Here is a 13035-nt window from a genome sequence, read left to right as displayed (position 1 = left end):
AATCGTTCAGGAAAATATGGGAGGTGCTCGCAGCGGCGGACGCAATCGCGCAAGCGCTCGCACGATCGGGGCACGGGTCGAAACCGTCCCGAGCGCAAGGATGAATGCAATCGCAACAATCAGCAGCGACAGATCGACTGCAGCCATCGCCATCATGCCGATACCGGAAAACGCACAGGGCGCATCCATTTTACCGGGCCCCGAATGGTCTTCGACGGGGGCTTGCTCGCCGATATGGACGAGGATCGGGGTGGCTCCCTGCCCGCTGCACATCTGCACGACAAAGCCGCCTGTGGTCGGGGTGAACATATACCCCGTCGGCACGAACATCTTTGCAAACAGGACGACGGCAACCAGCACGAATGCCAGCTTTCGCTGTGCCAATATCCAGGAGCGCAACGCGTTCATTGACCGCGCGGTAGGCGAACTGTGGCGCTATGTCACTCCAATAGTCGCCGCGAAATCAGGTCCGCCGAACGAAGTGATATTGCACCGAATAGCCGACATGATCGGACAGCATCGTACCATCAGGCTCAGTCCCGAACGGTACGAATACATGGGCCGGGACCAGCGCGACTGTCGGCGCGCTGACCGGGAACTGCCAGTCTTTTGCGCGTCGCAAGGCGGTCTGTGCGTCGGTCAGATCGGACACCTTTTTTGCAACGCCCTCCATGCACTCGCGCAGCGTTCCGCGGGCCAGAGTGGCATCGGGTGCTGCCCACCAATTGCCGGCTCGCGATCGCAATGCGATCTGTCTCGACAGTGCCTGACCGACGTTGAAATCGCCCGCAAAAATCAGCGGCAGAGCGGGGTTACTGTTGGCGCGAAAGAACGCCTCCAGTGCATCGACCTGACGCTGATATGCGTAGCCGGTCCGGTCGTCACCGACACCCGAAGCGCCCCGCGAATTCATATGTGCGGTCGCGATTTCGACCGGTAATGGCTGCCCCGGGATCTTAACGGTCACTAACAGGACGCCTTTGTTGGCTAAACAGTCATAACCGGCACAAGCAAAGCGCGGAAACACGGCGCTGCGGACCGACAATATTGGATAATCGGACAGGATTTGCAGCCCGCTTCCTTCGACCGGACCCAGCGTTTCACCGTTCAACCACGACGCGCCGGAAGCGAATTTACGGTCGGCGGGTGTCATCGCGATTGGGCTACGGTCGACGGACGTCGGGCCATTGACGATGTAGCGATAGCCCGCCGCCCCGCCGATCTGGCGCGCCGAATCCGAAAATGCCTCTTGCAGCGCGACGACAGCAGGCTGGGTTCCCGTCCGGCGCATATCGCGCAGGCGCTCGGCGATCTGAGCAAAGGCAGCGGGCCGGCCACTGGTAAAGGGCCACGGGAGGCCATGCACATTATAGGATAGTAACGTCAGCGTTCCATTTGAGGCCGGCAATGATTGCGCAACGTGAGAAAGCGGCATTTGCGATTGCGCCTGGCCGCCAATTGCCAACAACGCGGAAAGCGTAAACATCAACTTCGATCTGCGGTTCATCTGCATTGCGCTCATTCAAGGATCCGCAGCCCAGATGGGCCTGTCACCGTGTACGCGCGCTTTTCGGTAAGTTAATTCGCTGTAATCGGCGAAATCCCCAGTCGCGCCAGTTCGATCTTTGGGCAGCGATCCATAACGACCTTCAACCTGGCAGCTTCGGCGCGCTTCGCTGCGGCTTCATTTATTACGCCCAACTGCATCCAAACGGCCTTCGCGCCGACATCGATCGCCGCATCGACAGTTTCACCTGCGGCTTCGGAATTGCGGAAAATATCGACCAGATCGATCGGGCCGCCAACGTCGCTCAATGCCGCAACAACCGTCCGACCGTGAATGGCTTTGCCCGCAAGTGCCGGATTGACCGGTGTCACGTCATAGCCGTGATCGAGCAGCGCCTTCATCACGCCATAGCTCGCCCGGTCGGGACGGTCCGATGCGCCGACCAGTGCGATCGTGCGGGTTTCCTGAAGCAGCGCGCGGATATCGTCAGGGGTGGTCAACGGCATTTCAGTGTTCCTTTATCCACGCGGCGACTTTGGCAGCTATAGCGGTAAATGCCGCGCCCTGCGGTGAGTTCCCCGCCGCCGGGGGATCGCCCGCATCGGACGCCGTGCGGATTGCGATATCAAGTGGAATGCGGCCCAGAAACGGCACATCCATCGTTCCCGCTGCGGCCTGAGCGCCACCCTGTCCGAAGGGATCGCTGACTTCTCCACAATGCGGGCATTCATAACCCGACATATTTTCGACAAGGCCGATAATCGGCACGCCGGACTGGTTGAACAGGTCGATCGCACGCACAGCATCGATCAGCGCCAGATCCTGTGGCGTGGACACGATCACTGCGCCCACCGGTTTATGTTTGGTCATCATCGACAGTTGGACGTCGCCGGTTCCGGGCGGAAGGTCGATGATGAGCAATTCGCAATCACCCCATTCGGCGTCGATCAACTGGCCAAGCGCATTGCCTGCCATCGGACCGCGCCATGCGATTGCCTGACCCGGTTTTACCAGATGACCCATCGACAGCATCGGCACCCCGAATCGGGTCGGCACCGGCTCCAGCTTCTGATTGAGCGATGTCGGTCGCATCCCCTCGGTCGCCATCAGGCGCGGCTGCGACGGGCCATAGATGTCAGCGTCGATCAAACCGACCTTTGCCCCGCCCCGGGCGAGCGCAATGGCGAGATTGGCCGAGAGCGTCGATTTGCCGACGCCGCCTTTGCCACTCGCCACGGCGATCAGCTTGCGACCCTTGCGTTCGGCAGTCAGAGCAATGCGGACGCTGGTGACGCCCGGCACCTCCAGCAGCGCGCGCTTCACATCGGCCTGCAACAAATCGCGGTGAACGTCGTCAAGACCCGTCACGTCGAGGATCAGGCTCGCGCGACCATCGGCAAAGCGCGGTGGTGCCGCACGGCCTTTAGCATCGGAGACGGTGGCAAGGGCGGCGATCAGGGTGGCTTCATCTGTCATGCGCCAGCCCATACACAAAGTGCGCGAGAATTGGCCCACTGTAATTCTTTCAACGGCCCCCTATAAAGAGTCACATGACAACGATGCGTGGATGGCCGGCGGCAGTTGCCGTATGGCTTAATGAGGGTGGCCCCTGGGGCGGACGCGGTTCTGGCGACGGGAGCGGCTCGGGTGATGGCTCCGGCGGCGGTTCGGGCAGCGGTGGCCCACGCAATCCATGGAATCAACCGCCTGATGGCGGAAAACCTCGCGGTCCACGCGGTCCGACGGCGCTCGATGAATTGCTGAAACGCGGTCGCGCCGGATTCGGCGGCGGCAGGATGCCGACCATCAATACCGGACCGATCTGGAAATATGTCGCAGTCGCGCTGGTCGCACTGTGGCTGGCATTCAGCAGCGTCCATCGCATCAACCCGCAGGAACGCGGCGTCGTGACGGTATTCGGAAAATATTCGCGGACGCTGGAGCCGGGCGTCAGCCTGACCTTTCCAGCACCGATCGAACGCGTCCAGACGATCGATGTCCAGAATATCCGCCTGATCAACATTCCAGACGGGGCGGGCGAGAAACTCGTCCTGACCCGCGATGAAAACATCATCGATCTCGATTATTCGATTCGCTGGTCCATCAAAAGTCCCGAGCTTTACCTGTTCCAGCTTGCCGACCCCGACGCAACGATCAAGGCCGTTGCCGAAAGCGCAATGCGGGCCGCCATCGCCAACATCTCGCTGAACGATGCGATCGGTTCGGGCCGCACAGGCATCGAAGCCGAAGTGACACAGCGGATGCAGACCCTGCTCGACAAATATCGGTCGGGCGTGAAAATTCAGGGTGTGGCGGTCAAGAACGCTGGCCCTCCTGAAGCCGTGAACGATGCCTTTAAGGAAGTGTCGGCCGCACAGCAGGCGGCGCAGACCTCGGTCAATCAGGCGAACGCTCAGGCACAGCAGGTCATTGCCCGTGCGCAGGGTGAAGCTGCCGCGTTCGACCGTGTCTATGCCCAGTATAAGCTGGCGCCCGAAGTAACGCGGCGTCGTATGTATTACGAAACGATGGAGGATGTCCTGTCGAAGGTGGACAAGACGATTGTCGAAACGCCCGGCGTAACTCCCTATTTGCCGCTTGCCGGAGCGAAAAAAGTTCCGGCACCCGTCGTACAGGCGGGGCCAGCGCAATGAACGGCGTTCCCTTTTTTCGTAACCCGATAGCGCTGGCAATCGCGGCGCTTATTGTGCTGTTCCTCGCGTCCAACACTTTTGCGATCGTGCCCGAAACACGTCAGGGCGTCGTTCTGCGCTTTGGCGAACCGGTGCGCATCATCAACGCCTACAAACGCGGTGAAACGTTCGGCAATACCGGGGCGGGCCTGATTGCCCACATCCCGTTCGCAGAGCAGATCATCTGGATCGACAAGCGCGTGCGCGACGTCGAAATGGAGCGCCAACAGGTGCTATCCACCGATCAGTTGCGCCTGAATATCGACGCGTTCGCGCGTTATCGGATTGTCGATCCGCTGCGGATGTTCAAGACAGCGGGCAAGGAAGAGAATGTCTCTGAAGCGTTACAACCGATCCTCGGGTCGGCGTTGCGCAACGAACTCGGCAAGCGACAGTTTGCGCTGTTGCTCAGTCCTGAACGCGGTGCTGTTATGAACAACATCCGCATTGGGCTGAACCGGATTGCCGGGCAGTACGGCGCTGAAATCATTGATGTCCGAATCAAGAAGGCCGATTTGCCCGAAGGTACGCCGCTCGATTCCGCCTACGAGCGGATGCGGACGGCGCGGTCACAGGAAGCGCTGACGATCCGTGCCAAGGGTCTGCGTGACGCGCAGATCATCCGCGCAGATGCTGATGCACAGGCAGCCGGCGTCTATGCGGCAGCCTTTAACAAGGATGCACAATTCTATGACTTCTACCGGGCCATGCAGTCTTATCGTCACACCTTCGGTGCCGATGGCAGCAATCCTCCGGGGCAGTCGTCGATTATCCTGAGCCCAAGTAACGATTATCTGCGCCAGTTCCAGGGCAATAAATAACCCCGGAGCCGGTTTCGTCATTCAAATCCCGTTAAGCCGCGCGGCAGCAATCACCGCGCGCGACCAAGTCGGAAGGATTACCCCAAGTGCGTTACGCTTATGCCATCACGACCGGCCTGCTGATTGCGGGAACCGCGGCCACAATGACCCTGCAATCGCCATCCGGGGCGCAGGTTGCCCAGAACGAGCCAGGCACCATCCATGCGGCCCCCGCGGCGCCCGGTGCACCGATGAGTTTTGCCGATCTGGCGGCGCGCCTGCAGCCGGCAGTCGTCAATATCTCGACCACGTCGAAGGTCGAGGTCCAGAACAATAATCCATTCGCCGGAACGCCATTCGGCGATCTGTTCGGACAAGGGCAGGGTGGCGGTGCGCCGGTTACACGTGAAGCCACGTCGCTCGGTTCGGGGTTCATCATTTCCGAAGACGGTTATGTGGTCACAAACAACCATGTGATTTCGGGCGGCAAGCCCGGCAACGGCCCCGTCGGCCAGATCACCGTGACCATGCCCGATCGCAAGGAGTATTCGGCGAAAGTCGTTGGACGCGACAGTTCATCCGACCTCGCGGTGCTGAAGATCGACGGCCATGGCCTGCCCTTCGTGAAGTTCGGCGATTCGTCGAAATCGCGCGTCGGTGACTGGGTCATCGCCATCGGTAATCCCTATGGCCTTGGCGGCAGCGTGACCGCGGGTATCGTTTCCGCGCTTCACCGCAATATCGGTTCAGGACCGTTCGATCGCTATATTCAAACCGATGCCGCTATCAATCAGGGTAACTCGGGCGGTCCGATGTTTGATATGAGCGGCAACGTCATCGGCATCAATTCGGCAATCTATTCGCCAACCGGCGGCAACGTCGGCATCGGCTTCGCAATCCCTGCCGAACTGGCGCGTCCGATCGTAGAAACTTTGAAGGGCGGCGCGAAGGTCAAGCGCGGCTACCTCGGTATCCAGCTCAACCCGATGGATCCCGGCATCTTCGATTCGCTCGGCTTGCCCAAGAACCGTGGTGAACTGGTGGCGAAGGTCGAGCCCGACCAGCCGGCGGCGCGCGCCGGGATTCAGCAGGGCGATGTTATCGTCAAGGTGAATGGCCGCGACGTAACACCGGACGAAACCCTGTCATTTATCGTGTCCAACCTGCCCATCGGTTCGCGCGTGCCGATCGAATTGATCCGTGCCGGTAATCGCCTGTCGGTGACGGCGGTCCTTGCCGAACGTCCGACCGACGAACAGCTTGCCTCGATTGTCGGCGGGGATGGCAGCGACGATGGTCTGCCGCCCACCGACGACAAGACAACCCAGCAGGCGGCACAGGAATCGCTTGGCCTTGCGGTTCAGGTGTTGACCCCGGTTATCGCACGGCAACTGAACCTGCCTGCGGGAACCAAAGGTGTGGTGATCGGTGCCGTCGACCCGTCGAGCGATGCCGGAGCCAAGGGTTTCCAGCGCGGCGACGTGATTATCTCGGTCAATCAGCGCCCTGTCACGACACCCGCAGAAGTCGCAGCCATTGTGAAGACTGCAAAGGCAGCGGGTCGTGAAAACGTACTGCTTTCGGTCCAGCGCGGTGCAACACCTGCCCGTTATATCGCGGTGAAATTCAACACGAAGTAACCTCTGCTTTTCACTCTGGCCCCTCCTTTCGGGGAGGGGCAGTTGCGCTAGACCTTCGCTCCAGAAAGTTTTCAAGGGAGCGGATATGGCTGACGACGGCATTTTCATCGGTACTGGCGGCGGGCAGCGACAAGTTCTGAACCTGAAACGCGCAAACCGGCACGGCCTGATCGCGGGCGCGACCGGCACGGGCAAGACCGTCACGTTACAGGGCATTGTCGAGGGTTTTTCGAACATCGGAGTTCCGTGCTTCGTCGCCGATGTGAAGGGCGACCTGTCAGGTCTGGCAATGGCCGGATCGCCCACATCCAAGACCCACGAAAGTTTTGCCGCCCGCGCCGCCGAAATCGGCGACACCGAATGGGCCTATAAAGACACGCCCACGCAATTCTGGGATTTGTTCGGCGAACAGGGTCACCCGATCCGCGCGACGATTTCGGAAATGGGGCCGGTTCTGCTCGCGCGCCTGATGGACCTGAACGAAGTTCAGGAAGGCGTGCTGACAATCGCGTTTCACGTTGCCGACAAGGAGGGGCTGCTCCTCCTCGACCTCAACGACCTCCAGTCGATGCTCGTTCACTGTGCCGAACGTGCGGATGAGCTGACCACCACTTACGGCAATGTTTCCAAACAGAGCGTCGGCACGATTCAACGCTCGCTCCTCCAACTGCGCAGCCAGGGAGCCGAACATTTCTTCGGCGAACCCGCGCTCGACATGATGGACTTCATCGCGCTGGACGAAAATGGTCGTGGCGTCGTCAATATCCTCGCCGCTGACAAGCTGATGGCGAGTCCGAAGCTTTATTCGACGTTCCTGCTCTGGCTGCTCAGCGAGCTGTTCGAGACGCTCCCTGAAGTCGGCGATCCCGATAAGCCGAAGCTGTGCTTCTTTTTCGATGAGGCGCATTTGCTGTTCGACGGCGCGCCCAAGGCGTTGCTCGACAAGATCGAACAAGTCGTTCGCCTGATCCGATCGAAGGGCGTGGGCGTCTATTTCATCACACAAAACCCGATCGATATTCCCGATACTGTTGCAGGCCAACTCGGCAACCGGGTCCAGCATGCTCTCCGGGCCTTCACACCGCGCGATCAGGCGGCTGTCAAATCGGCTGCCCAGACCTTTCGCGCCAATCCCGGCGTTGATGTCGCCACCATCATCACCGAATTGAAAGTCGGCGAAGCGCTGGTTTCACTGTTGCAGGCCGATGGATCACCTACCCCAGTTGAGCGTACATTGATTAAACCACCCGCCTCGCGCGTCGGGCCGATCACTCCCCAGGAACGGGCCGTGATGATCTCGACTGACGCGATCGGCACCAAATACGATACGCTGGTCAACCGCGAGTCAGCCGAGGAAATCCTCGCGGCGAAATCAACTGCCGCATCTGCAGCTGCTGCGGAAACCAAAGCCCAAGGAGATGCCGCCAAAGCCGCAGCCGCACAGGCCAAGATCGATGCACAAACCGCAAAGATTGATGCCCAGACTCAAGCAATCGCCAATCGCGAGGCCGCCCGCGTACAGGCCGTCGCCGATCGTCAGGCCGCAATTGCTGCCCGGGAAGCCGCCAAACCGACGATGCTCGACGGCATGATGAAATCGGCCGCACGGTCCGTTGCAAGTTCAGTAGGCAGGCAAATTGGTGGCAAGATGGGCGGCCAACTGTTGCGCGGAATTCTCGGGGGACTGTTCCGCTGATAGCCCCAATTGGCCAGCGGAATTTCCATCACCGCTGGCCTACGCTCCTATCACCGTTAAGCCCGTCCCCGTCGGTCATCGACACATTCACCGCCCTGCTCGGCGATCCGCTTTGTTGCTCGGTGTTGCACTCGAACTGGCAACAATCGACCGCCGGATCGTTGCGCTAGACTGGAGCGAAGAGATAATTGCACTGGCATAGCCCGACGATAACCACTCGCGGACAGCACATCGTGGCGACTGGAAAACAATGCCGTTCGCCGATGCGTTGGTGGCGGCGCTGTCCGTGATGGTCCGCTGACCATGTTGAAATGACCGGACGCTGCTGACGTGCTTACCGACGATCGCCCGCGTGCTGGGCTGCACGCCAACATGATCGTGAAGCCCGACGGGACACGCCACTGGCCGCTGACGGGATATAAGCAATTCCGTGATATCGCGCCGATCCGCCAATACCAATTTCGTCAGAACACGCCCGATCGAATCGAAGTGCGTCTGATTGCCGAACGCCCGCTATTCAGAAACGAAGAATCCCATTGAACGCGCACGTTCACTTGAAGCTGCGCCATCCATTCGACAGCGACCTCGTTTATTTCGACGGCCGCTTGTCAGTGTGGAAGAACGGCAAGTTTGAGGAGTTTATGTCGCTAATTGCCTAAGCGCCGAAGAAATGCGTCACGGTATCCTTGGCGACCCGTGCTGGACGCAGGGTTTTCGCGTCGATACAGCACCAGCTCGATTTTACCTCGGCCAGCACAACCTCTCCGCGCTTGATCAGCGTATCGTAAAACGCCCGCGCGCCCTCAACCTTTTGCAGGATGACAGTGGCGATCACGTCATCGTTCAAAAATGCCGGTTTCCGATACGTGATCTCATGTTTCAGCGCGACCCACAGGTGTTCAGCAACGACCTGAGGCGGGGCCAGCTTTTGCCAGTGGGCGATCACCGCATCCTGAACCCACCCCAGATAGCGCGCGTTGTTGACGTGGCCCATGAAGTCGATGTCGGCGGGAAGAATGCCGATATTATGGTGATGCGTGCGCGTGGTCGTCATGTAGATCACTTACACCAATGTCATTAAAATTTCTATCCCCGCCCCCGGTATCCCGGAACATCCTGAGGTGGAAGCCAAAGTCCGACGGGTGGCTCGCCGGATTGCCAGAAAACGTCGATCGGGATGCCTCCGCGAGGGTACCAATAGCCGCCGATTCGCAGCCAGTGAGGGTCCATTTCGGCGAACAGGCGCTCCCCGATGCCGACAGTGCAATCCTCGTGGAACGCGGCGTGATTTCGAAAACTGCTGAGGAAGAGTTTTAGCGATTTGGATTCCACGATCATCTCACGCGGCGCATAATCGATCACCAGATGCGCGAAGTCGGGCTGGCCCGTTACCGGACACAGCGAGGTAAATTCGGGCGCTGTGAACCGAACGAGATAGGGTCGTCCGAGCCGTGGGTTGGGAACATAATCGAGCACTGCTTCTGCTGGCGTTGCGGGAAGCGTGCTGGTCTGGCCAAGATGCTTTGGTGTCATATTGGCCTATTTAGGATGACCGGGGCGACATGACGACCCTCGACGGAGCATAGCGCGACGATTAAGAGTAGATTCACATAGTTCGCATCGGAGGATGGAATGGACGCGCTGGTATCAACCGAATGGCTTGCAAACGAAATGGGCGCGTCGGACCTGCGTATCGTCGACGCAAGTTGGCACCTCGAGGCCCGCGATCCTGCTGCTGAATATGAGGCGGGTCACATTCCGGGTGCCGTGTTCATGGACCTTGCGGCCGTGGTCGATAGCAATACCGAACTGCCGATGATGCTGCCCAAGGCGGAAAAGTTTGCCAGCCGGATGCAATCGCTCGGTTTGGGAGATGGCAGCCGCATCGTGCTTTACGATGACAGCGCGCTTCACACGTCGGCGCGGGCGTGGTGGATGCTCAACCTGTTCGGCGCGCACGACGTTGCCATACTCGACGGCGGCCTCGCCAAATGGAAAGCCGAGGGGCGCGACGTGGCGACCGGCAAGGAACAGCTTCGCCACCGTCATTTCACCGTCTGGAAAGACGAAGCACACGTTCGTACACAGGCGCAGATGCAGGCACTGTCCGAATCCAAAGCCGAGCAGATCGTCGATGCGCGCTCTGTTGCGCGGTTCGAAGGGCGCGAGGCCGAACCACGACTTGGCGTTCACCCCGGACACATTCCCGGCAGCAAAAACCTGCCCATGGGCGACCTGTTCAACGCAAACGGCACATGGAAAGATGCTGGAGCCCTGAAAGCGGCGTTCGAGAAGGCCGGCGTCGATCCGACCCATCCGATCGCGGCAACATGCGGGTCGGGCATAACCGCTGCCACGATTGCCTTTGCCGCACATACTCTCGGCAATTCGAAGGTCGCAATCTATGACGGGTCGTGGAGCGAATGGGGTGCCGATTCCTCGACGCCAAAAGCCATCGGAGCCGTATGACCGAAGATGAACGGCGCGCTGCGACAAAACTTGTTCAGGCGGGCCGTCGCAAGGACTGGACACACCTTGAGAGCGGAGGTGGCGTCGTCAATCCTCCGGTGTGGCGCGCATCGACGATTCTGTACGACAACACCGCCGCACTAAAGGCCGGGCTGAGTACGAACGAGGACGGCAAGCTGTTCTACGGGCGTCGGGGTACGCCGACCCAATGGTCGCTGGCTGACGCGCTGACCGAACTGGAACCCGGCGCGGTGGGCACTATGCTGTTCCCCTCGGGCGCAGCGGCGGTGGCGATGGCGCTGACCAGTGTGCTGAAATCGGGCGATCATCTGTTGATGGTCGACAGCGCTTACGACCCCACGCGACGCCTGTGCGACGCCTATCTGGCGCAGCGCGGTGTCACCACGACCTATTACGACCCGCTGATCGGTGCGGAGATCGAGGCACTCATCCAGCCTGACACGCGCGCGATTTTTATGGAAAGTCCGGGTAGCTTGACCTTCGAGGTGCAGGACATTCCCGCGATCGTCGCGGTCGCCAAAAAACGCGCCCTCGTAACGCTGATCGACAATACCTGGGCCACACCGCTCTATCTGCCGGCAATTGCGATGGGCGTGGACCTGTCGATCATCGCCTGCACCAAATATATCGTTGGCCATTCGGATGCGATGATCGGTTCGGTAACGAGTGGGCCCGATACCTGGAGCGACCTGCGCCTGACAGGACAGGTTCTTGGGCAACACGTCGGTCCCGACGACGCTTGGCTGGCATTGCGGGGGTTACGCACGCTCGACGTTCGTATGGCCCGCCACCGCGATTCCGCGCTCGAGATTGCGCACTGGCTACGCGCTCGTCCCGAGGTCGGCGCGGTACTACACCCCGCCCTCCCCGAATGTCCCGGCCACGAGTTTTTTCAGCGCGATTTCCTCGGGTCGAGCGGCCTGTTTTCGTTCACGCTTGGTCGCGGCAACGCCGATGCCTTTGTCGATGCGCTGCAGCATTTCGGGATCGGGTATAGCTGGGGTGGCTTTGAAAGCCTCGCTCTCCCCGCAAATCCAGCGCGTTGTCGCAGCGTTAATCCGTGGCGGGGGCCTCCGGTGATCAGGCTTCAGATCGGTCTCGAAAATGTCCGGGATTTGATTGACGACCTCCATCAGGCGTTCTCGGCAATTTGATTTCACGATTTGTTGCGTTTCAGCAACAGTTTGACACAATTGTGAGCAATCCAACCCATTTCATATTGTGCATCGCACAATAGTTTGTCACTTCCCGGGGTATCGACGCAATCATGGCCCGCTTAGAGGCCGTGAAGCTCGACGCAGGCGGAATGCAAAGCATATCCACTGAAAGGGATCATTTTCATGCGCACTTTTATCGGCTGCTGCTGCAGCCTGCTCGCTATTGTCGTGGCTTCGCCCGCACTGGCTGATGACACCGCTCCGCCAGCGGCTATTACGATCAACGGGGGAGCAACCGTTGTAACCGACTATCGCTTCCGCGGCCTCTCACAGACCAACAAGAACTTCGCCGTTCAGGGTTCGCTTACTGCGACTCATTCATCGGGCTTCTACGTTTCGGTTTGGGGTAGCTCGATCGACGATTACGTCGCCAATGGTTCGAACCAGGAAATCGATCTGATCGCCGGCTATAAGCGCACGTTCAGCGGCACGACCATCGACGGTGGTTTCCTTTACTACTTCTACCCCAACTCGAACAAGTTCACGGTACCGGGCACGCCGAAGTATAACTCGGATTTCGGCGAGCCTTACATCTCGGTCGCGCACACTTTCGGTCCATTGACTGCCAAAGCGACTGCAAACTACGCTTTCAAGCAGAAGGCACTTGCCTTGTTCACCGATGTTAACGGTGATCCTATCAAGCGCGACAACCTTTACGGTGCGCTCGATTTCAGCGCTGCAATTCCAAAAACAGCGATCGGTCTGACCGGTCACGTCGGCCACAACTTTACGCGCAGTTTCCTGTCGGCTAACCGAGAGTACACCGACTGGGGTGCTGGCGTGAACTACACGTGGAAGCAGATCACGTTTGGCGTTAGCTGGGTCGATACCAACATTCCAAACCAGTATCTCGGTACGAAGGTTAACGGCGGCAACAACATCGCCAAGGGCGGCGTTGTCGGCAGCGTTGGCGTGAGCTTCTAAAACACATCACCCGTTCCCTTTCGGGGAGCGGGTTTGAACAACGAAAAAGGGGCAGTTCGGTTAACCCA

At 59.5% G+C, this 13035-nt stretch carries 14 protein-coding genes; 8 read left to right on the top strand and 6 right to left on the bottom strand.

Features of this window, described 5'->3' with window-relative positions; all coding sequences use genetic code 11:
- Positions 1–6: 6 nt before the first annotated feature.
- The 4 genes from D3Y57_RS12710 to D3Y57_RS12695 are packed head-to-tail and all read right to left on the bottom strand — an operon-like array spanning position 7 to position 2983.
- A complete protein-coding gene (locus D3Y57_RS12710) occupies positions 7–408 on the bottom strand; it encodes a hypothetical protein (protein ID WP_121153293.1) in 402 nt (133 codons plus the stop codon).
- Between the two features lie 55 nt (positions 409–463).
- A complete protein-coding gene (locus tag D3Y57_RS12705) occupies positions 464–1522 on the bottom strand; it encodes an endonuclease/exonuclease/phosphatase family protein (protein WP_162987103.1) in 1059 nt (352 codons plus the stop codon).
- A 56-nt stretch (positions 1523–1578) separates the two neighbouring features.
- Positions 1579–2013 (bottom strand): CoA-binding protein, encoded by a 435-nt coding sequence (locus tag D3Y57_RS12700; protein WP_121153291.1) that lies wholly within the window; start codon positions 2011–2013, stop codon positions 1579–1581.
- Between the two features lies 1 nt (position 2014).
- The gene (locus D3Y57_RS12695; protein ID WP_121155880.1) at positions 2015–2983 is read right to left on the bottom strand and encodes an Mrp/NBP35 family ATP-binding protein; all 969 of its coding nucleotides are present in this window, start codon (positions 2981–2983) and stop codon (positions 2015–2017) included.
- 74 nt (positions 2984–3057) lie between these two features.
- Between D3Y57_RS12695 and hflK the strand changes: the two genes are divergently transcribed.
- From hflK to D3Y57_RS12670, 5 genes are all read left to right on the top strand, one after another.
- Positions 3058–4161, top strand: a complete 1104-nt coding sequence (hflK, locus tag D3Y57_RS12690; protein WP_430739039.1) for an FtsH protease activity modulator HflK — start codon at positions 3058–3060, stop codon at positions 4159–4161.
- Entirely contained in the window at positions 4158–5021 is an 864-nt protein-coding gene (gene hflC / locus D3Y57_RS12685) for a protease modulator HflC (RefSeq protein ID WP_121153290.1), read from the top strand. The genes hflK and hflC overlap by 4 nt, the downstream gene beginning before the upstream one ends.
- Positions 5022–5107: 86 nt before the next feature.
- Complete coding sequence (locus D3Y57_RS12680; protein ID WP_121153289.1) at positions 5108–6640, top strand: Do family serine endopeptidase; 1533 nt, start codon at positions 5108–5110, stop codon at positions 6638–6640.
- An 85-nt stretch (positions 6641–6725) separates the two neighbouring features.
- Positions 6726–8336, top strand: a complete 1611-nt coding sequence (locus tag D3Y57_RS12675) for a helicase HerA-like domain-containing protein (protein ID WP_121153288.1) — start codon at positions 6726–6728, stop codon at positions 8334–8336.
- 330 nt (positions 8337–8666) lie between these two features.
- The gene (locus D3Y57_RS12670) at positions 8667–8876 is read left to right on the top strand and encodes a hypothetical protein (RefSeq protein ID WP_121153287.1); all 210 of its coding nucleotides are present in this window, start codon (positions 8667–8669) and stop codon (positions 8874–8876) included.
- Between the two features lie 115 nt (positions 8877–8991).
- Here the strand turns inward: D3Y57_RS12670 and D3Y57_RS12665 are convergent, their stop codons facing one another.
- On the bottom strand, positions 8992–9390 hold the full coding sequence (locus D3Y57_RS12665; RefSeq protein ID WP_121153286.1) for an acyl-CoA thioesterase: 399 nt from the start codon (positions 9388–9390) through the stop codon (positions 8992–8994).
- Positions 9391–9422: 32 nt separating this feature from the next.
- Entirely contained in the window at positions 9423–9869 is a 447-nt protein-coding gene (gene queF / locus D3Y57_RS12660) for a preQ(1) synthase (RefSeq protein WP_121153285.1), read from the bottom strand.
- Positions 9870–9968: 99 nt separating this feature from the next.
- On the opposite strand from queF, the gene sseA reads away from it, so the two are divergent.
- The 3 genes from sseA (at position 9969) to D3Y57_RS12645 (ending at position 12967) form a co-directional block, all read left to right on the top strand.
- Positions 9969–10805 (top strand): 3-mercaptopyruvate sulfurtransferase, encoded by an 837-nt coding sequence (gene sseA / locus D3Y57_RS12655; RefSeq protein ID WP_121153284.1) that lies wholly within the window; start codon positions 9969–9971, stop codon positions 10803–10805.
- Positions 10802–11980 (top strand): cystathionine beta-lyase, encoded by a 1179-nt coding sequence (gene metC, locus D3Y57_RS12650; RefSeq protein WP_121153283.1) that lies wholly within the window; start codon positions 10802–10804, stop codon positions 11978–11980. The genes sseA and metC overlap by 4 nt, the downstream gene beginning before the upstream one ends.
- A 186-nt stretch (positions 11981–12166) precedes the next feature.
- Positions 12167–12967, top strand: coding sequence for a TorF family putative porin (locus D3Y57_RS12645; RefSeq protein WP_121153282.1), 801 nt, complete (start codon positions 12167–12169; stop codon positions 12965–12967).
- Positions 12968–13035: the final 68 nt, after the last annotated feature.

This window comes from Sphingomonas paeninsulae (assembly GCF_003660165.1).
In the GTDB taxonomy this organism is placed as follows: Bacteria; Pseudomonadota; Alphaproteobacteria; order Sphingomonadales; family Sphingomonadaceae; genus Sphingomonas_O; species Sphingomonas_O paeninsulae.
This window is presented reverse-complemented; position numbering and strand designations above follow the sequence as displayed.